Below are 19867 nucleotides of genomic sequence, written 5' to 3' on the forward strand. Positions count from 1 at the left end.
ACGGGCGGCGCGGCCGTGGAAGCCTTCCGCGGCCGGTCCAACACCCGCATCGTCGCCATGTTCCCGGAGGGCCGCATCTCCGAGGTCCAGCGCCGGTTCATGACCACGGCGACTGAGGACAATGTCCGCTGCCTCGCCGTCGCGGGTGACTTCGACACCTGCCAGGCCATCCTCAAGACGGCGCTGGGCGATCCGGTCCTGCAGCAGGCCGTGGGCCTGTCTGCCGTCAATTCGATCAACTTCGCCCGCATCGTCGCTCAGTCGGTCTACTACTTCACCACCGCCCTCGCCCTCGGGGCGCCGCATCGGCCAGTCTCTTTCGCCGTGCCCTCAGGTAATTTCGGCGACGGCTTTGCCGGATATGTGGCCTACCGGATGGGTCTGCCGATCGGCAGGATCCTGATCGCGACTAACGCCAACGACATCCTCGCCCGGACGTTCCGGACCGGCCAATACGCCCGTGGGACAGTGGCTGAGACCCAGTCTCCCGCCATGGACATCCAGTCGGCCTCGAACTTCGAGCGGCTGTTCTTCGAGGCGGTCGACCGGGACGGACCCGCCACCGCGGAAGCCTTCCGGGGATTTGCTGAGGGCCGGTCCATTTCTGTCCCCTCACAAGCCCTCGTGGCCATGACCCGCCTCTTCGCGGGCGAGACCACCGATGAGGCGGCCACTTCCGAGGCGATGTGCCTGGCCCTTTCCGAAACCGGCCAGACCGTGGATCCGCACACCGCCGTCGCCCTGTCGGCCCTTCGCCGGTCCCCGGGGACGGGACCTACGGTCGTCCTCGCCACCGCCCATCCCGCCAAGTTCCCGGAAGCCGTCCTTGCCGCCACGGGGCGTGTGCCTTCGGCCCCGGAGAGGGCGCAGGCCCTGGCCGGGCGGCCCGAGCGTTATGAATCGATCGCCGCAGACGCGGCCCTTGTAAGCGCCTATGTTCGGGACTTTGCAGGGGCCTGAACTGGCGCGTACCCACACCCTCGGCAACGGCGTCCGCCTCGTCTGCGATCCCGTTCCCGGGCTGCAGACTGTCGCCATGGTCGTGGCTGCCGGCCGGGGTGCCCGATGGGAGTCCCGCCGGCAGTCGGGTTGGTCCCACCTCCTCGAACACATGGTCTTCAAGGGCGCGGGCGGCCGCTCGGCACGGCAGCTCGCCGAGGCAGTAGAGGTGGATGGCGGCCAGATGAACGCCGAGACCGGCTTCGAGCGCACGGTCTTCCACGTCCGGACCCTGCCCCAGGGCCTGGACGGCGCCAGCGCCCTCTTGTCCGATATCCTCCTGCGACCGACCCTCAATCCCTCCGACTTGGCGCGGGAGCGGCGGGTGGTGATGCAGGAGATCGCCGAGGCCGAGGACGCACCCGATGACCTCGTCTTCGAGATGGCCCAGTCGGCGGCCTTTGCCGACCAGCCTCTCGGACGCTGCATTCTGGGCGACGGGCCGAGCCTGCGCCGAGCCTCGCCGTCGGCGCTCTCCGACTGGCGGGCCTGTCTCTACGCCCCCGACCGCCTGGTGGTCTCGGTCTCTGGCGCCGTGGACGAGGACGCCTTCCTCCGCCTTGCCGAGCGCGACTTCGGCAGGGCAGAACCGGCCGCCATGCCGTTGTCGCCACCGGAGCCCGCCCGGTTTACCGGCGGCACCCGAACGGGTGACCGGGATCTGGAGCAGGCCAACCTGGTCTTCCTTACCCCAGGGCTGGCGGTCGGCGATCCCGACGCCTGGGCGGCCCAGGTCTTCGCTGAGTGCCTGGGCGGCGGAATGGCCTCAAGGCTCTTCCAGGAGGCGCGGGAGGCGCGCGGCCTGGCCTATGCGGTCGACGCCTGGGGCGAGTACTGGTCGGATTGCGGGATGATCGGGGTCTTCGCCGGGTGCGAGGCCGGCAGAGCGTCCCGGGTGGCGTCCCTGGTGGCGGACCAGATGATCGATCTGGCGAATGCCCCTCGGGAGGCGGAGTTGGCCCGGGCCCGGGCCCAGCTGAAGGCGGGCCTCTTCATGGCTGCAGAGTCGCTCCTGTCCCGCGCCGAGCAGGCTGCGACCCAGGTCCTGACCTTCGGCCGGCCACTGACAATGTCGGAAATCGGCGAGCGGATCGACGCCTGCGACGCGGCAGCGGTGCGGCGCGCGGGCAGCCGGATCCTGGCGTCCGGGCAGTCGGCCGCTGCCGTCCTCGGGCCGCCCGCCGCGCATCCGGCCGCTGAGATCTTCCGCCAACGCCTCGCCCGCGCTGCTCCGGCGGGTGCCCAGATGACTTGACGGGGCGGAAAAACCCCGGAGTTTGCCAACATGGCGCTTCTGGACTGGATCACGCCGGGCGATGGCCTGCGGCTACAGGGCGAGGGGATCGAGATTCGTCCCCCGCGACCCTCCGACTTTCCGGAGTGGCGCGACCTGCGCGAGTCCTCCCGCAGTTTCCTTCAGCCCTGGGAGCCCACCTGGCCTGAAGACGATCTCACCCGCAGCGCCTGGCGACGGCGGCTGGCGTCCTATGCCCGGGACATCGACCTCGGTCTGGCCTATCCCTTCCTGGTGTTCCGGAAGGACGACGGTGCCCTGACGGGTGGCATCACCTTGTCCAACATCCGCCGGGGCGTCGCCCAGATGGGCACGGTCGGGTACTGGTGCGGTGCGCCCTATACCCGGCAGGGCCTGACCCTGGCAGCGGTCCGGACCCTTTCGAGCTTTGCCTTCCGGTCCCTGGCCCTGCACCGACTTGAGGCCGCCTGCATTCCACAGAACGCCCCGTCGCGCCGCTTGCTCAGCCAGGCTGGCTTCCAGGAGGAAGGCCACGCACAGGCTTATCTGAAAATTAACGGCGAATGGCGCGATCATGTCCTGTTCGGGCTCATCGGGCCGCCGCATCGCGCTGCGTCCCCGGAAGGGTCCCTTGGTGCCTGACCGGAAAGCCGGATGTCGAACGACCGTTGGATCTGGGACGCGACGGCGACGCTCGAGGCGCTGGGAGCGGCCTCTGTGGCGCTCTGGCTCTGGGAGCCGGACCGCGACCGAATCCGCTTTACCGGGGCCGCCCGCCCGCTTGGGCTCGGGCCGCTGGTGCCCGAGGGCTCGGGCGCCGCGCTCAAGGCCCTGACCCACCCGCAGGACAGGGCGGTCGCCGGCGAACTCCTCCGGGTGCAGCCGCCGGGGACTGCGGTCGAACTGCGACTGCGCATGCTGGGTGGAGAACAGGGCCTCTGGCGCGGAGTGTGGTTGGAGGATGGAGTGCGGGCTGCGGGAATGGTCGCAGCAGAGACCCGGATCGCGGTCTCTGGACTGGACGGCCTGACGGGCCTTCTCGACCGGCGTACCTTTGTCAGCCTGGTCCAGGAAAAACTCCAGGAGTCCGCGGACCAGGTGCTGGTGGTCGCGGACCTGGACCGCTTCCGACGCCTTAACGAGGCACTGGGCCACGAACGCGCCGATCTTGTCCTCGCCGCCCTGGGCGGCAGACTTGCGGCAGCCTTTCCCTCCGAAGCCCTGACCGCGCGGGTAGGGGAGGATGAATTCGCCGTCCTGACCCCGAGAGGTCGTCCCGGCCCGGAAGAGGTCCTGCGGCAAGCCCTGGAGCAACCCCTGCGGATTTCGGGCCTCGACATCCATCCAACTCTGTCCCTGGGGGCTGTTGAAATCCTCTCGGGTGAAAGCGCAGACGCTGCCGAGCTCCTGAGGCGGGCGGAACTGGCCGTCGAGACCGCAAAGGCGGAGGGCAGGGGGTCTGCCGTTTCCTACGGCCGGACCCTGGAGACTGACGGCCTGTCTCGCCTGGCCCTGGAAGGTGACCTGCGGGGTGCCATCGGTCGAGGTGAGCTGCGCCCGCACTACCAGCCAATCGTCAACCTCACCACAGGTGCCCTGTCGGGCTTCGAGGCCCTGGTGCGATGGAACCACCCGCGCCGAGGCCTGCTCGCGCCAGACGCCTTTCTCGATCTCTGCGACGAGATGGGACTGATCAGCGAGCTCGGGGCCTATATGCAATGCGACGCCGCCGTGCAGCTCGCCCGCTGGAGACATGATCACTGGGCGGCCGGCGAGCTCACCGTCTCGGTCAACCTGTCGACTACAGAGGTGTACCGGCCCGGCCTGGTCAACGACATCATCCGGATTCGCAAGGAGACCGGGCTTCCACCCGGCGCCCTGAAGCTGGAAGTCACCGAGAATGACGTGATGCGGGATCCCGATCAGGCCGCGATCATCCTCACCGCACTGAAGGAGGCCGGCGCGGGCCTGGCCCTTGATGACTTCGGCACCGGCTTCTCGTCCCTGAGCTACCTGGCGCGGCTGCCTTTCGACACCCTGAAGATCGACCGGTATTTCGTGCGCACCATGGCCACCAACGAAGGCTCGGCCAAGATCGTCTCCTCCGTGATCAAGCTGGGCCGTGACCTGTCGCTGGAAGTGGTCGCCGAAGGTGTGGAAAGCGCCCAGATCGCCCGCCGACTGCGCGCCCTGGGATGCAATTACGGACAGGGCTACGGCTATGCCCCGGCCCTCTCGCCGCAGGAGGCCGAGGTCTACCTGAACGAATCCTATGTGGACGGGTCCGCCCCTGTGAAGCCCAGGGGTTGAGGCCTCAGGCCTCGCCTGACTCTGCGGTGAGGAAGGACGGGTCTACCCCCAGTCGGCCGAGGGCCGCAGCCCACAGATCTTCCTCGCGGACACCGAAGACCAGGGCTTCGTCCGCAGGGCAGGTCAGCCAGATGTTTCGCCGGATCTCACCCTCCAGCTGTCCCGCCCCCCAGCCAGCGTAACCGAGGGCCAGGCGCGCACGCCTGGGGCTACCATCATTCCGGGAGATGGCCTCCAGTGCCTCCCGCGTCGGGGTACAGGCAAAGCCGGGCCCGGCCTCCATCGTGGCCCCGTCGCGGGACTGGTATTCTGGCGTGTGAAGGACAAATCCCCGCTCGGGCTGCACGGGTCCCCCCAGCAGGACAGCCTCTTCGCGGCGGGCCTCCGGGCAGGCGATCGACAGCTTTTCCAGCACCGCGCCCAGGGCCAGGCCGGGGATCTTCCGGTTCAGGACCAGACCCATGGCGTGATCGGCGTCGTGGGCGCAGACGAGAACGACAGCGCGTTCAAAGCGCGGGTCACCAATCGCTGGAAGGGCGATCAGTACCTGGCCGGAAAGGTATTCCGCTGAATCCATCGACAGGTTTTCCGACGACCTTGGGGCGGTTTCAAGTCGCCGGATCAAACTTCTCCATTGCAGGCCCGCGCCAAGGGCTTATCTCTGCCCTTCCCCCCCAGAACAGAGCCCGGAGACAGGCCCATGACCCTCAAGGTCGGAGATACGCTTCCCGCCGCCAACCTCATCGCCGGCACCGCCGAGGGCCCCAAGCCCACCACGGTGGACGAGATCTTCAAGGGCCGAAAGGTGGCCTTCTTCGCCGTCCCTGGGGCCTTTACGCCCACCTGCTCCGCCCGGCACCTGCCCGGCTACAAGGACCTGGCCTCTGATCTGAAGGCCAAGGGCGTCGATGCTATCGTCTGCCTGTCCGTCAACGACGCCTTCGTCATGAAGGCCTGGGGCGAGAGCCAGGATGTCCTGGGCGCGATCGAGATGATCGCCGACCCGGCCGGCGACTTCACCAAGGCCGTGGACCTGACCATGGACGGGTCCAAGTTCGGCCTGGGCCTCCGCTCCCAGCGCTATTCCATGTACGTGGTGGATGGCGTGGTACAGCAGCTCAACGTCGAGGCCGGCGGCGAGTTCAAGGTCTCTGCTGCCGACTATCTCCTGGCCCAGATCTGAGCCGGGCGTCGGGCCCCGCCCGCCAGGGCGGGGCTTGACCTGACCGCGCTCCCGGTCCGAAGTGTCGTCAGACAACAGACGGGGGAGGGCGACCATGCCCTATGTGGAAGGTTTCACGGTCCATGACGCGGACTCGCACGTCATGGAACTTCCGGGCGAGATCGACCGTTATGTCGACCCCGGCCTCAGGACGGCCTTCTCGGAGGCGATCCGCAAGCCCAACGACCTGACGGGCTGGGCGGACAAGGCCCGCGCCCAGCACGACGATCCCGAATTCCGGTCCGGCGACGAAGCCAACCTGCTCCTGCGCAAGAACTACCAGGCCCTCGGCGCCTTCCGGCGTCAGGACCGGCCACACACCCTCGACCTGCTGGGCTTCGCCAGCCAACTGGTCTTCACCACCCACGCCCTGGGCAATTACGGGCTAGAGGAGTCGGGCCGCGTGGACCTGGCCCTGGCAGGCGCCCGGGCCCACAACCGCATGATGGCCGACTTCTGCTCGGTCGACCGCCGGCTCCTGGCCACGGGCTATGTCCCCCTGGTCGATATCGAGGCGGCGCCCCGGATCGCCCGGGAGGCGATCGAGCTGGGATGCCGGGCCCTGATGATCCCCTCCCGCTGCCCCCCAGGCCATAGTCCCAGCCATGTGGGCCTGGATCCCCTCTGGGCCCTCATCCAGGAGGCCGGACTGCCGGTCCTCTTCCATGTGGGCGGGGAGGAGAAGATGAACCCCGCCTATTTCGAAAATGGCCAGCCCCGGGTCCTCGACTTCCATGGCGGGGCGGAGAACTTCACCGCCCTGTCCTTCATGACCATCCCGGTCGCCGTCTGGCAGACCCTGGCGGCCCTGGTCTTCGACGGCGTCTTCGACCGGTTCCCGCGGCTGAAGTTCGGTGCCATCGAGCTGGGGGCGTCCTGGCTCCCGAGCCTGATGAAGTTCATGGACTCCGGCGCGGCGGCCTTCGGCCGGGAAGAGCGGCTCCAGCGCCTGTCCGCCCGCCCGAGCGAGATCCTGCAGCGGCAGTTCCGGGTCACGCCCTATCCCCACGAGGACGTCGCCTGGATCATCGCCAACACCGGAGAGGAGGTCTGCATGTTCTCCTCCGACTTCCCCCACATCGAAGGCGGGCGGAACCCATTGAAGCGGTTCGGGGAGTCGCTTGAGGGGGTGTCGGAGACGGCTCGCCGGCGATTCTGGCGCGACAACTTCATTGACCTCATGGGTGCTGGCCTGCCCGCCGACCTCCACGACATCCCGGCCCGCACCGCGGCCTGAGGTCGCCTCAGAACAGCCCGGCCAGACGGGCGATCAGCCAGTAGGCCGACAGGCCACCGATGGCGTAGGCGGGCACAAGCCGCGCTATGGCGGGCATGTCGAAGGGCAGGCGCGTACGAAGCCGCCGCAGGCCCAGAATCACCAGGCTCGCAGCGGCGATGAACACCAGCTGGCCGATCTCGACCCCTAGGTTGAACAGGAATAGGGCCTGGGGTGCCGCGTCCTTCGGCAGGCCGATCTGAGAAAGGGTACCGGCGAAGGCGAACCCGTGCAGGAGGCCGAAGGCCAGGGCCACCAGCCAGGGCCACCGCCGGGTCAGGCTGGGTGGTCGGCCTGGCCGGGGGACAAGCTCCAGTGCGATGAAGACGATGCTGAGGGCCACCAGGACCTCGATCACTGCGGGATCGACCCGCACCCAGCCCAGCGCTGCGCAGGCCAGTGTCACGCTGTGGGCCAGGGTGAAGGCGGTGACAGCCTTCACCAACCCCCGGTTCAGGCCGATCAGCAGCAGCAAACCCAGGACGAAGGCCAGGTGGTCAAACCCCGTCAGTATGTGCTCGATCCCCATCCTGAGGTAGGCGGGCACGGCGGCGCCCGCCTGCGTATCGACGGCGAGCCGGAGGCTGGGACGGGAGGGCTTCAGCACCGTGCTGATCTCGCCCTTGCTGAGCCGGGCCTGCACGAGGACGTCGGTGACCGTCATGTTCAGCCCCTCGATCGACAGGGTCTGGCCGGCGAGGCGGGCGTCGGCCGGCAGCCGCCAGACCCGGATTCGGTAGGCCTGGGTGACGGTCTCGGAGTCCGGCGGACGGTCAAGTGCGCCTCCGGACAAGCGCGGCGACAGGCGGATCGCCACCTCCCCTGAGACGGGCTGCTTCCAGGTGACTTCCGCCGCGCCCGAGGCCGACTCCACGATCTGGACGAGGGCCGGTCTCACCTCGTGGGCGCGCGCCGGTCCGCCAGGGGACAGAAGGCTCGCGCACAGGACCACAAGGGCCGCCAGGACCCGCAGCGCCGGGGGAAGGGATCGGAGGTGGGCCGCGTTCACGGAACCATTTTGACAGGGGGTGCACGTCAGACGCAATATGGAGCCTGAAAGCAGGGGGCGGCTGCGTTCGTGGACACGCCCCGGTGGAGGAAGCGAAATGCGGGTCAATGGAAATCTCGCCGTGTCGGCGATTGCGGGCGTGTCCCTCGTGGCGATTGCTGTCGCGCTCAGCGTCAGCGGGCCGGCCGCCGTGGCGTCATCGCCCAAGACACCCGCCGCGGAGCATACATCGGGATACAATCCCGAGCGGAACGCCTATTTTGGCGACCTGCACGTCCACACCAAGCTGTCCTTCGACGCCTACATCTTCAACGTCCGGGCCTCGCCCGACGACGCCTACCGCTTCGCCAAGGGTGAGACGATCGGCCACGCTTCCGGCTTCGACATCCGCCTCGCCGGCGGGCCCCTGGACTTCGCCGCGGTGACTGACCACTCGGAGTTCATTGGCGCTATGGAGCAGGCCAACACCCCCGGCACCGCCATTTCGAAGGTCCCCGGCGTCTCCGCCCTGTTCAGCTCCGACCCTGCGGAGATTGGTAAGGCCTTCGCCAAGTTCCTTGGCACGATACGCGACGACACCACGCCGAAGGAATTCAAGGACCCCGCCATCCATGCCCGGGCCTGGAAGGAAATCCGCGAGGCGGCAGCCCGGAACTATGCGCCCGGACGGTTCACGACCTTCGTCGGGTATGAATTCACCTCGGCTCCGGATGGCCGCAACCTGCACCGGAACGTCATCTTCAAGTCCGCGGACGTGCCGGACCTTCCCTATTCCTCGCGCGAATCCGCCGATCCCGAGGAACTGTGGAAGCGCATGGAGACCTGGCGGGCCAAGGGGGTCGAGGCCCTCGCCATTCCCCACAATTCGAATGGCAGCGACGGGACCATGTTCGAGACCACCCGGTTCAACGGGGCACCCATGGACCGCGTCTACGCCGACCTGAGGCGACGGAACGAGCCCTTGGTCGAGATCACCCAGATCAAGGGCACATCCGAGACCCACCCCTCCCTGTCGCCGAACGATGAATGGGCGGGCTTCGAGATCTTTGAGAGCTACATCGGCTCGAACAAGGCGGTGACCAAGTTCGCAGGCGGCTATGTCCGGGATGCCCTCAAGACTGGTCTTCTGCTGCAGGAGAAGAAGGGCTTCAATCCCTACCGCTTCGGCTTCATCGGCTCGTCCGACACCCACAACGCCGCGCCGGGATCGGTGGAGGAGCGCAACTATGTCTCCAAGGTCGGCCGGTCCGACGGCCTACCGGTCCTGAGGGGCTCAGTGCCGCAGGGCGGGGCTCGCACCTGGGACCCTGCGCCGAAGGACCCACCAAGGTTCCAGAACTGGGGCGCTTCAGGCCTCGCCGGGGTCTGGGCCGAGGAGAACACCCGGGAGTCCATCTACGACGCCCTCCGTCGCCGGGAGACCTTCGCCACCTCCGGCCCGCGCATGCGGGTCCGCTTCTTCGCCTCCTACGACTTTCCCTCTGATCTCCTGACCCGGTCGGACACCGTCCGCCAGGCCTACGCCCATGGCGTGCCTATGGGCGGGGACTTGATGAAGTCCAGGGGCAAGGCGCCCAGCTTCCTGGTCTGGGGTCTTCGCGATCCCAACGGCGGCTACCTGCAACGCGCCCAGATCGTAAAGGGCTGGATCGAGAACGGCGTCGCCAGGGAAAAGGTCTACGATGTGGCCTGCTCCGACAGGTTGGCCGTGAATTCCCAAACCGGACGTTGCCCGGACAATGGTGCCACGGTCGACCTGGCCACCTGTGCGCCGTCGCGATTCCAGGGCGATGTCGAGCTTCGCACGGTCTGGACCGATCCCAACTTCGACGCCCGGCAGCGGGCCTTCTACTATGTGCGGGTGCTCGAGAACCCCTCCTGCCGTTGGTCGACCTGGGATGCCCTGCGCAACGGCACGCCGCCGAACCCGGCCCTCTCGCCCACGGTCATGGAGCGGGCCTGGTCCTCGCCCATCTGGTATGATCCGAAGGCCTGAGGACGTCCTATGACCCTGCCCCCGGTCGCGAGGGCGATCCTTCGCGAGCCGCTGACCCAGTTCCTGCTGATCGGGCTGGTGCTCTTCGCCGTCGCTTCTGTGGCCCGGGACCTCAGGCGGCCGGTCGTGCGCATCGACGAGGCCGAGCTTCACCAGCTGGTCGCCTACTGGGAGGCCCAGGCTCAGCGTCCCCCGACGGCCACCGAACTCCAGGCCATGCTCCGCGAGCGGATTGACGAGGAACTCCTGGCCCGGGAGGCGGTTCGGCTCGGGCTTGACCGGGAAGACCTGATCATCCGCCGCCGCCTCGCCCAGAAGATGGCTTTCGCCTCGGAGGACCTGGAGCCGGTTCCCGAACCTTCGGAGGCTGACCTTCGGGCCTGGTACGCCACTCATGCTGTGGACCATGTCGCCCCGGCGACGGCGACCTTCCGCCATGTCTTCTTCAGCAGTGACGCCGAGGGCGCCGAGGTCCGAGCCCGCGCCGCCCTTTCCCTTCCCAGGCCTGCCGAGGCCGGGCAGCCCTTTGTCCTGCCCCTGTCCTATGTCGGTGCAGCGGTCCGCGACATTGAGCGCGACTATGGTCCTGCCTTCTCGCGACAGGTCGAGACTGCCCCGGAGGGCCGGTGGATCGGTCCCGTGAAGTCGGCCTATGGATGGCACATCCTCCGCGTTGAGCGCCGGGTCCCGGCGGCAGCCATGCCCTTTGAGTCCGTCCGGTCCGACCTGGCCGACGCCTGGAAGGCCGATCGGCGGACCCAGGCCAACCAGGCCTTCATCCGGAAGCTCCGGGCCCGCTACCGGGTCGAGGTTGCGGGGATGGCGAAGCCACCCGCGACTTGATTCCACACCCGTTCGCCGCCAGATCAACCGGCGCGATTGCTGACCAGGACAGGCCCGGCATGTTCGAGACCCTCCAGCGTGACCTGCGATTCTATGCTGGCCTCGCTCGTACCCTGGGCCGGATCCGCGGAATTGCGCCCGACAGTCCAAGGCGGATCTGCGATGACCTGGAGGCTTCGGCCCGAAAATGGCCGGATCGCGAGGCCATCCGCTTCGAAGGTCGTAGCCTCAGCTATCGGGAAATGGATGGCCTGGCTAACCGCTTCGCCCGCTGGGCCCTGGAGTCCGGGCTCCGCCCAGGAGACCGCGTCGCCCTCTTCCTGCCCAACCGGATGGAGTACCTGCCGGCCTGGTACGGCCTGTCCAAGGTCGGGGTGGTCTCGGCCCTGATCAACAACCAGTTGACCGGCCAGGCCCTGGCCCACTGCCTGAACCTCGCCAATGCCCAGGAGGTCATCGTCGATCCGGAAACCTCGCCGGCCCTTCAGGCGGTTCTGGGTAGCCTCGAGAAAGGCCCACGGATGTGGAGCCTCGAGGCGCCGCTTCCCGGCGAAGGCGACCTTATGGCCCTCCTTTCGGGACTTTCGGATGCGCCTCCGCCCGCCGCCTCCCGCGAGGGCCTCACTGCCCATGACACGGCCCTGCTGATCTACACCTCTGGGACGACCGGTCTTCCCAAGGCGGCCCGGGTGACCCACGTGCGCGTCCAGCTCTACATGCGGGGCTTCGCAGGCGCGACCGGGGCCCGTCCTGACGACCGGATCTACGTGGCCCTGCCGCTGTACCACGCCACTGGCGGTCTCTGCGGCATGGGCGCCGCCCTCCTCAATGGCGCCTGCGTAGTGTTGCGAAGGCGCTTTTCAGCCACCCAGTTCTGGTCGGACATCCGCCAGGAGGACTGCACCCTGTTCGCCTACATCGGCGAGCTCTGCCGCTATCTCGCCAACCAGCCTCCGCACCCCGATGAGCGGGCGCATCGGTTGCGCCTGGCCTTCGGCAACGGCCTGCGGCCGGACGTCTGGGAAAAGGTCATCGGCCGGTTCGGCCTGCCCCGGGTCCTGGAGTTCTACGGCTCCACCGAGGGCAATGTGTCCATGTTCAACTTCGACGGCAGGCCCGGTGCCATCGGCCGGATTCCCCGGCTCGTGAAACAGAGGTTCAACGCCCGGATCGTTCGCTTCGACTATGAGGTCGAGGCGCCCCAGCGCGGAACTGGGGGGTTCTGCACCGAAGCGGCGCCCGGCGAGGCCGGAGAATGCCTGGGACGCATAGACGCCGCCGATCCCCGGGCCGAGTACAGCGGCTACCTGGATACGGCCGCCTCCGAGAAGAAGGTGTTGCGGGACGTCTTCGCCCCGGGTGACGCCTGGTTCCGCACGGGCGACCTCCTGCGCCAGGACGCAGACGGCTATGTCTATTTCGTCGACCGGGTCGGAGACACCTTCCGCTGGAAGGGGGAGAATGTCTCGACGGCGGAGGTGGCCCTTCGTCTCCAGGCCGTTCCCGGCGTGGCGGAGGCCAATGTCTATGGCGTCGAGGTCCCCGGCGCGGACGGCCGGGCCGGGATGGCCGCCCTGGTGACCGGCGAGGGTTTCGACCTCGGGATCCTCGCGGCACGCATCGCCGTCGACCTGCCGGAGTATGCCCGCCCGGCCTTCATTAGACTTCAGCCCGAGATGGAGGTCACCGGCACCTTCAAGCAGCGGAAGGTCGAACTTGTGGCCGAAGGATTTGATCCCGCGAAGGTCGCCCAGCCCCTGTTCCACCGCACGGCGGACGGCAGCTACCGCCCCCTCGACGCTGTCGCCTATGAAGGGATCGTCAGCGGTCGGATCCGCATTTGAATTAGAAGGCGGCGCGACACTTGTTAGCTGAGGAACGCCCAGGGAGAGCGTAACCAGAACTTTGGCATCAGACCGCTTCGCCTCCAGCTGCCGAGGGTCAGGTCCCGACACCACATGATCGCCTCAGACCGTTCAAAGGTTGCCAAAGCGGATCATGGACAGCCCGACTTAAAGGGCCGTACCCTGCGAAATGGTCTTTGGACCTCGTCGCGATATCCGCGCCGCAAACCAGAGAACGAACATTTTGGGGGACGCTGTCACAATGGGAGCTGTGCTCTGCCATGCACGCCTTGGAACCGGCGATCAGGATGTTGCTGGTCAGATCATGCGTCTCGAAGTGGCCGGACCCGCCACGATCGCTGCGGCGCGCGGTCGCGGCGAACGCCCCGCCCGCCAACCGTTAAACTCGGACAAGGTGCAAGCCGCGCCCAAACCTGTTGAGGCTGTACCCTCGCCGACGAGGACCGCCAGCCAACCTGGCCTCCGTCGGTCGACCGTTTGCCCCGAACCTAGGGCCCCCCGACTTTGCCGAAGCGCATGAGCGGGCTCGAACGGCCGGATCCTGAACCGACATCAGAGTGCGACATCGTTATGAAGGGCGGGGTCGCATCCGGTCTCGTCTATGCGCGGACATTTACCGTCCTATCGCGCAAGTACAGATTCCGTTCGATCGCCGGCTCCTCAGCAGGGGCGATTGCTGCAGCTCTTGTCTCGGCGGCTGAGTACGCCCGCCAGAAAGGCGATCAGACTGCCTTTTCCCGACTGCAGCAAAGATGCGAAGCCCTGCCTCAGTTGCTGCCCGGCTTCTTCCAAGCCGACCCACACTTCCGTGCATTGTTAAAAGCTCTCATCCACATTGCACCGGGCACCGGACGTGCGCGTATAGGCTCTGCCGTGATGTGTTTCTGGCAACCGATCCTGTCCGGAGCTTTGGCTGGCCTCGCGGCAATGACCCTCGTCAACCTGGCCCTGGGGGTTTCATTTCGAAATGCCTCTGCGCCATTGGTGGCGGCGCCTGGGCTATTCCTAGCCGCCGTCATCGGCGCGACAGCCTGGCTCGCATGGTCTCTCTCACGATCGCTGCTTGTAGACCTTCCAAAGTCCAATTTCGGTCTATCGAGAGGGCACAATGCCGGGACCGGTCCTCCAGATATCACAGACTGGATACATGAGACCGTTCAGGAGATCGCCTTCGGGGTTACCGGACGGGCCGAACCCCTCACATTTGGTGATCTGGCAAGCTGTGGAATCGACTTGCGTATCATCGCGACCAATTTGAGCTTCGCCAGGATGGAGGTGCTTCCTGCCTTGGGTAGCGCCGCACGCTTTCGGCCAGCCGAATGGAAGCGGCTTTTTCCACCTGCCCTGCTTGAACATTTGAACCCTACTTCTTCTACTAATCTCTCCGATCTGCCACCGCCCAAGCAATTGCCAGTTTTAGCTGCCGTTCGATTGAGTATCTCCTGTCCCGGTCTTCTCGAAGCAGTACCGGTGCACTTGCTGACAGGTGAACGGGTGATCTTTGCAGACGGCGGCCTCACTCAGAATTTCCCGTTCGATATATTCGATGAGCTTGTTCCAGAGCGTCCTACTTTTGCATTCGATCTTGCGACGCTGCACGGCGGCGAGTTCGAACGCGTCACCACCCTCTCAGAAGGCCTTGGCCGCCAGTCGAGGCCCATTCACATCCAAAGCCTGCAGAGTTTCCTCTGGTCGCTAATCGTCGCTCTGCGAGAGGGCGCAACCCGGACGGCTATGCTGCAGGGGCCCAACCCTGATCGAATCTTCCAAGCCTGGCTTACGGCCGACGAGGGGGGGATGGACCTCGACATGGGTAGCCAACGTGCTCAAGACCTTATGAGTTATGGCGAGGATTTGGGGGAACACGTCCTGCAGCGCTTCGATTTTACGGCCCATCGCGCGGACCGCCTCATCGCCGCTCGGCGACGGGTCCAGCGCTTCAGAGCCGGACTAATGGACCCAATGGATCTTAATTCACCGGATGAGGCATCCTTATGATCGCTAACTTTGTCACTTCGACCCGGATTGCGTTGCTCGTGCCGCTCTTCTTTTTTGTCCAGGCGGAACCGTCTGGAAGCTGGGCCGCTCTTGCTGTCTTCCTTCTTGCCGGACTTACAGATGTGATTGATGGCAGGCTGGCTCGTACGCTGAATCAGGTCTCGCGGTTTGGGGCCATGCTTGACCTGCTGGCTGACCGACTTCTGACGTTTACGGTGCTTGTGGGGCTGATTTCCGGGGGGGCGCTTAAGGGCGGCTTCTTAGTCGCAGCGCTGATCCTCTTAGCGCGCGACCTCATCGTTGCAAGCTTTGGGGAGTCGGTTCCTAACCTTGGATTCAAAGTCAGCAACACTGAAAAAGTCAAAATCACATTTCAATTTCTAGGGATTGGCCTACTCATATCTCCTAGATTTTTTGAAATATATGGTGAAGATCAACACTCAATAGGTCGATATGCGATTTCGATTAGTGCGGCCCTGACTTGTGTGACGTTGATTACATACTCACGTCGTACGCTTGCGGCACTGGAAGAAATGCGTCGTCCCTGACTTGATCTCCAGCCCGCGATGGCTGTCACCGGCACCTTCAAGCAGCGGAAGGTCGAACTTGTGGCCGAAGGATTTGATCCCGCGAAGGTCGCCCAGCCCCTGTTCCACCGCACGGCGGACGGCAGCTACCGCCCCCTCGACGCTGTCGCCTATGAAGGGATCGTCAGCGGTCGGATCCGCATCTAGACAAAGTACTTTACAAACAAAAGTAAATTTATAATCTGGCTCCCAAGCCCTCAGGGAGTGCTGCATGACCGACCCCCAGACTCAGGTTGGCGAGGACCTCGCCTACCTCATGACCCTGGCCCGGGAGGGGCAAGCCGCGCGGATCCTGGAGGAAGGTCCCCCGGTCTTCGCCGGTCCGTACATGGCGCTAGGTGGCGCTCTCTTCGGGACAGCGAGCCTGCTGCACTCCGCCGGTCTCGCGGGAGTCCTGCCTCTGCCCTTCCCTGCGCTGGGCGGGATCTGGGTGGCCAGCGGCGTCATCTTCGCGATTTCTGCGCCCTTGCTGAACCGAAGGACCGCCAGACCTGGCCTTGGACGCCTTCACACGACGATAGGGACGCTCTGGCTTCAGGCGGGAATTGCGGCCTGGGTGATGTTCCTCACCCTGATGGTCTACGTGGTCCAGGCGGGAGGGTGGGACGCCCTACGTCTCTTTCCGTCCATCTTTCTGGCGCTCTACGGCCTGTGCTGGACCGCCGCCGCCCAGATTTGCCGGACGGCATGGCTTCGAGGCATCGGCCTTGTCAGCTTCGCTACAGCCATCAGCGTGGTGGGCATCGGCGAGGGGGCGGCCCTCTGGCTGGCCTACGCTGCCGCCTTCTTCATCCTTGGCCTGGCTCCCGGTCTAGTCCTGATGCGCCTGGACACGCGGGTGTGAGCGACGGGTTCAATATCGAACGCCTCGACGAGGTGATTCACGGCCGGGTTCGCCTCGGGGTCATGGCCTACCTCGCCGGCGCCGGATCGGCGGACTTCGGGGAGCTGAAGGGCCATCTCTCGGCCACCGACGGCAACCTCTCCGTCCACCTCAGGAAGCTAGAGCAGGCGGGATATGTCGCCATCGAGAAGACCTTCTCGGTGCGCAAGCCTCTCACCACCGTCCGGATCACGGACCCCGGCCGCACCGCCTTCGCCGCCTATCTGGAGGCTCTCAGGGGTCTCCTCCCGCCGAACTGACCTGCGCTCCCGCCCCCGGGGTCCCCAGAGGGGCGGGAGTCGACTATACCGGAGACATGTCCGCGGACGCCGAACCCCCTGCCCAGGTCGAAGGCGCGCCCCTTACCGGGGCCGACCTGATCCGCGACCACGTCCGGCGCCTGCCCGATGCGCCCGGGGTCTACCGGATGATCGGGGCGGGGGACGAGGTCCTCTATGTCGGCAAGGCCCGCTCCTTGAAGAAGCGGGTCCTGCAATACGCCCAGGGGCGGTTCCACACCCAGCGCATTGCCCTGATGGTCGACCTGACCCGGGCCATGGAGTTCGTGACCACCCGGACCGAGACCGACGCCCTCCTGCTCGAGATCAACCTGATCAAGCAGATGAAGCCGCGCTTCAACGTGCTGCTGAGGGACGACAAGAGCTTTCCAGAAATTGTCATCCGGCGGGAACACCCTGCCGCCCAGCTGCGCAAGCACCGGGGCGCTCACACCCTGAAGGGTGACTATTTCGGGCCCTTCGCCTCGGCGAACGCCGTGAACCGCACCCTGAACACCCTGCAGAAGGCCTTCCTCCTGCGGTCCTGCACGGACAGCGTCTACGAAAGCCGGACCCGGCCCTGCATGCTGCACCAGATCCGCCGCTGCGCGGCCCCCTGCACAGGCGTCGTCAGCCTTGAGGACTATGCCGCCCTCGTCGACCAGGCCGAGGACTTCCTGCGCGGCCGGAGCCGGGCGGTGATGACCCGGCTTTCGGAGGCGATGCAGGTGGCCTCCGACGACATGGAGTTCGAGCAGGCGGCCCGCCTGAGGGATCGCATCCGCGCCCTCGCCGCGGTCAGCCAGGAGACCCTGGTCAATCCCGAGAGCCTCGAGGAAGCGGATATCTTCGCCCTGCACAGCGATGGCGGTCAGGCCTGTGTCCAGGTCTTCTTCTTCCGGGCGGGGCAGAACTGGGGCAACCGCGCCTATTTCCCGCGGATCGACCGCACCGATCCGGACCCGACCATACTGGCGGCCTTCATCGGCCAGTTCTACGACGACCGGACGATCCCCAAGCTCATCCTGGTGAGCTGCGAGCCGGACGACCGGGACCTCCTGGCCGAGGCCTTCACCTTGAAGTCCGGGCGCAGGGTCGAGATTCGCCGGCCCGAGCGGGGGGAGAAGCGTGCCCTGGTCGACGAGGCCGTGACCAACGCCCGGGAGGCCCTGGGCCGAAGGCTGGCGGAGGGGTCTGCCCAGACCCGGCTTTTGGCGGGGGTCGCCGAGGCCTTTGGCCTGGATGCGCCGCCCCAGCGGATCGAGATTTACGACAACAGCCACATCATGGGGACCAACGCGGTCGGCGGCATGGTCGTGGCCGGCGCAGAGGGTTTCCAGAAGGCCCAGTACCGCAAGTTCAACATCCGCAGCACGGACCTGACCCCTGGCGACGACTACGGCATGATGCGGGAGGTCTTCCGGCGACGGTTTGGCCGGCTGGTTCGGGAAGGCGGCTCCGGCGAGACCACGGTGCGGCCGGACCTAGTGCTGATCGACGGCGGTGGTGGCCAGCTGAGTGCGGCCCTGGAGATCCTGACCGAGTTGGGGGTCGACGATATTCCCGTGATCGGCGTGGCCAAGGGTCCGGACCGGGACGCTGGCCTCGAGCGCTTCTTCCTGCCCGGCCAGCCGCCCTTCATGCTGGAGCCCAAGAGCCCCATCCTCTACTTCCTGCAGAGGCTCCGGGACGAGGCCCACCGCTATGCCATCGGCAGTCACCGGGCGCGCCGGGCGGCGGACATGCGGCGTAACCCCCTCGACGAGATCGACGGGATCGGCCCCGGCCGCAAGCGGGCCCTTCTGCACGCCTTCGGGTCCGCCGCCGGCGTGGCCCGGGCCTCTACCGACGACCTGGAAAAGGTGGAGGGCGTCAGTCTCGCCCTTGCCGAACGCATATTCGCCGCCTTCCACAAGGAGCGCTGATGAAGGCCCTGCCCAACATCCTGTCCATCGGTCGAATCCTCCTGACCCTGGCCATGTTCGCCGCCCTGGTGGCCATCGGCGCCGGCCGGGACCCCGGGGGCCAGCTGGGGGCCTTTGCCTTCTGGGCCTTCGGGATCGCGGCGGTGACGGACTTCCTCGACGGCTGGCTGGCCCGCCGGTTCGACGCCATCACCGTCTGGGGCACCATCCTGGATCCGATTGGCGACAAGATCCTGGTCTGCGGGGCTGTGATTGGTCTCCTGGCGGCGGGGGCCGGTCCGGCCTTTGCGCTTCCGGCGGGTCTGATCCTGTTCCGGGAGTTCGCCGTCAGCGCCCTGCGCGAGGTTGGCGCCGCCCGGGGGCTGAAGCTTCCGGTGACCGGTCTCGCCAAGTGGAAGACGGCGGTGCAACTCGTCGCCCTGGCGGCCATGCTGGGGACGGGCCTGGTGCCCTTTCTTCCGCCCCTCCTACCCCTGGGGCTGGTCTGGGTCGCAGCCCTGCTGACGGTCTGGACCGGGATCGAATACCTTGTCCAGACGCGCCGCGGTCTCGCCGGCCTGACCTGACGCCTTTGCTGGACCTAGCTGGCCACGTGCGGGGTGATGAGGCCCAGCGGTGCCGCCGTGGTGTTCTTCACGGACCGGATGACGATCCGGCTCTCGATGTTCGAGACCAGGCCCAGGGATAGCAGGGTGCCCCTGAGGAATGCGTCGAAGGCGGGCATGTCGCGGGTGACGATCCTCAGTTCATAGTCCGCCGATCCCGTCACGGTGGCGCATTGCACCACCTCGGGCATGTCCATGATCGCCCGGTCGAAGGCATCGAGATTGTCCTTGGTCGGCAGGGCCAGCTTGACCGTGCAGTAGACCTCGAAGGAAAGGCCGAGCTTCCCCCGGTCAAGGATGGTCACCCGCCGCTGGATCACGCCGGTGTCCTCCAGGCGCTTGATCCGGCGCCAACAGGGGCTGGAGGACAGGCCTACCCGATCGGCGATTTCGGCGACGGACAGGCCGGCGTCGTTCTGGATCAGGTCCAGGATTCGGGCGTCGATGGCGTCCAGGGACTCGGTCACGCACTCTCCTTGCGTCATTTGAGCATGGATCTACCGGGCGGGACCCTAACCAAGCCGCAAAGCGCAGGCTTGTGCCCCGAAATGGCGGTCACACGCAACACCAGACCAAAAAGGCCCCGGCGACTTGCTTTCCCGCTGGACTGGTTTAGGCGACGGGCATGTCCGCATTCGACTTTGACGCTGTGGTGGTGGGGGCCGGTGCCGTGGGGCTCGCCTGCGGCTACGCCCTGGCCAGGCGCGGCCAGTCGACCGTGGTGTTGGAGGCCGGTCCGCGGATCGGCGAAGGGGTCTCGGCGCGGAACTCCGAGGTCGTCCATGGCGGGCTCTACTACCCCACCGGATCGCTGAA

General features: G+C 66.5%; 20 protein-coding genes. 17 read left to right on the top strand and 3 right to left on the bottom strand.

Going from position 1 to position 19867, the window contains the following annotated elements; translation table 11 throughout:
- The 4 genes from thrC to WCJ52_RS04795 form a co-directional block, all read left to right on the top strand.
- On the top strand, positions 1–960 hold a 960-nt coding region (thrC, locus tag WCJ52_RS04780), incomplete at its 5' end, for a threonine synthase (protein ID WP_336902162.1).
- Positions 935–2254 carry a pitrilysin family protein gene (locus WCJ52_RS04785; protein ID WP_336902163.1) on the top strand — a complete coding sequence of 440 codons (1320 nt, stop codon included), beginning with the start codon at positions 935–937 and terminating at the stop codon, positions 2252–2254. The genes thrC and WCJ52_RS04785, both read left to right, overlap by 26 nt.
- Before the next feature lie 30 nt (positions 2255–2284).
- A complete protein-coding gene (locus WCJ52_RS04790; RefSeq protein ID WP_336902164.1) occupies positions 2285–2896 on the top strand; it encodes a GNAT family protein in 612 nt (203 codons plus the stop codon).
- 12 nt (positions 2897–2908) lie between these two features.
- Entirely contained in the window at positions 2909–4564 is a 1656-nt protein-coding gene (locus tag WCJ52_RS04795; protein ID WP_336902165.1) for a bifunctional diguanylate cyclase/phosphodiesterase, read from the top strand.
- A 4-nt stretch (positions 4565–4568) separates the two neighbouring features.
- Here the strand turns inward: WCJ52_RS04795 and WCJ52_RS04800 are convergent, their stop codons facing one another.
- Positions 4569–5141, bottom strand: coding sequence for a YqgE/AlgH family protein (locus tag WCJ52_RS04800; protein ID WP_336902166.1), 573 nt, complete (start codon positions 5139–5141; stop codon positions 4569–4571).
- A 123-nt stretch (positions 5142–5264) separates the two neighbouring features.
- On the opposite strand from WCJ52_RS04800, the gene WCJ52_RS04805 reads away from it, so the two are divergent.
- Both WCJ52_RS04805 and WCJ52_RS04810 read left to right on the top strand, forming a co-directional pair.
- Positions 5265–5747, top strand: a complete 483-nt coding sequence (locus WCJ52_RS04805) for a peroxiredoxin (protein ID WP_336902167.1) — start codon at positions 5265–5267, stop codon at positions 5745–5747.
- Between the two features lie 94 nt (positions 5748–5841).
- Positions 5842–7023 (top strand): amidohydrolase family protein, encoded by a 1182-nt coding sequence (locus WCJ52_RS04810; RefSeq protein WP_336902168.1) that lies wholly within the window; start codon positions 5842–5844, stop codon positions 7021–7023.
- Positions 7024–7030: 7 nt separating this feature from the next.
- On the opposite strand, the gene WCJ52_RS04815 is transcribed toward WCJ52_RS04810, so the two are convergent.
- A complete protein-coding gene (locus WCJ52_RS04815) occupies positions 7031–8071 on the bottom strand; it encodes a HupE/UreJ family protein (RefSeq protein ID WP_336902169.1) in 1041 nt (346 codons plus the stop codon).
- Positions 8072–8168: 97 nt separating this feature from the next.
- On the opposite strand from WCJ52_RS04815, the gene WCJ52_RS04820 reads away from it, so the two are divergent.
- The 10 genes from WCJ52_RS04820 to pgsA all read left to right on the top strand — a co-directional run bounded on the left by WCJ52_RS04820 (position 8169) and on the right by pgsA (position 19012).
- Complete coding sequence (locus WCJ52_RS04820; RefSeq protein ID WP_336902170.1) at positions 8169–10067, top strand: DUF3604 domain-containing protein; 1899 nt, start codon at positions 8169–8171, stop codon at positions 10065–10067.
- Between the two features lie 9 nt (positions 10068–10076).
- A complete protein-coding gene (locus tag WCJ52_RS04825; protein WP_336902171.1) occupies positions 10077–10910 on the top strand; it encodes a peptidylprolyl isomerase in 834 nt (277 codons plus the stop codon).
- A gap of 59 nt (positions 10911–10969) precedes the next feature.
- Positions 10970–12754, top strand: coding sequence for a long-chain-acyl-CoA synthetase (locus WCJ52_RS04830; RefSeq protein WP_336902172.1), 1785 nt, complete (start codon positions 10970–10972; stop codon positions 12752–12754).
- 537 nt (positions 12755–13291) lie between these two features.
- The gene (locus WCJ52_RS04835; protein ID WP_336902173.1) at positions 13292–14773 is read left to right on the top strand and encodes a patatin-like phospholipase family protein; all 1482 of its coding nucleotides are present in this window, start codon (positions 13292–13294) and stop codon (positions 14771–14773) included.
- A complete protein-coding gene (locus WCJ52_RS04840) occupies positions 14770–15321 on the top strand; it encodes a CDP-alcohol phosphatidyltransferase family protein (protein ID WP_336902174.1) in 552 nt (183 codons plus the stop codon). Before WCJ52_RS04835 ends, WCJ52_RS04840 begins: the two co-directional genes overlap by 4 nt.
- An 18-nt stretch (positions 15322–15339) precedes the next feature.
- Entirely contained in the window at positions 15340–15507 is a 168-nt protein-coding gene (locus tag WCJ52_RS04845; protein WP_336902175.1) for a hypothetical protein, read from the top strand.
- A gap of 64 nt (positions 15508–15571) precedes the next feature.
- Complete coding sequence (locus WCJ52_RS04850; RefSeq protein ID WP_336902176.1) at positions 15572–16204, top strand: hypothetical protein; 633 nt, start codon at positions 15572–15574, stop codon at positions 16202–16204.
- The gene (locus tag WCJ52_RS04855) at positions 16201–16503 is read left to right on the top strand and encodes a transcriptional regulator (RefSeq protein WP_336902177.1); all 303 of its coding nucleotides are present in this window, start codon (positions 16201–16203) and stop codon (positions 16501–16503) included. The genes WCJ52_RS04850 and WCJ52_RS04855 overlap by 4 nt, the downstream gene beginning before the upstream one ends.
- 56 nt (positions 16504–16559) lie before the next feature.
- Positions 16560–18446 carry an excinuclease ABC subunit UvrC gene (gene uvrC, locus WCJ52_RS04860; RefSeq protein ID WP_336902178.1) on the top strand — a complete coding sequence of 629 codons (1887 nt, stop codon included), beginning with the start codon at positions 16560–16562 and terminating at the stop codon, positions 18444–18446.
- Complete coding sequence (gene pgsA, locus WCJ52_RS04865) at positions 18446–19012, top strand: CDP-diacylglycerol--glycerol-3-phosphate 3-phosphatidyltransferase (RefSeq protein ID WP_336902179.1); 567 nt, start codon at positions 18446–18448, stop codon at positions 19010–19012. The genes uvrC and pgsA overlap by 1 nt, the downstream gene beginning before the upstream one ends.
- 14 nt (positions 19013–19026) lie before the next feature.
- Here the strand turns inward: pgsA and WCJ52_RS04870 are convergent, their stop codons facing one another.
- Positions 19027–19518 carry an Lrp/AsnC family transcriptional regulator gene (locus WCJ52_RS04870; RefSeq protein WP_336902180.1) on the bottom strand — a complete coding sequence of 164 codons (492 nt, stop codon included), beginning with the start codon at positions 19516–19518 and terminating at the stop codon, positions 19027–19029.
- A gap of 158 nt (positions 19519–19676) precedes the next feature.
- Between WCJ52_RS04870 and WCJ52_RS04875 the strand changes: the two genes are divergently transcribed.
- A partial coding sequence (locus WCJ52_RS04875; protein ID WP_336902181.1) for an FAD-dependent oxidoreductase occupies positions 19677–19867 on the top strand: 191 nt, incomplete at its 3' end.

The sequence above is a fragment of the Phenylobacterium sp. genome, assembly GCF_037138395.1.
Classification (GTDB): Bacteria; Pseudomonadota; Alphaproteobacteria; order Caulobacterales; family Caulobacteraceae; genus Phenylobacterium.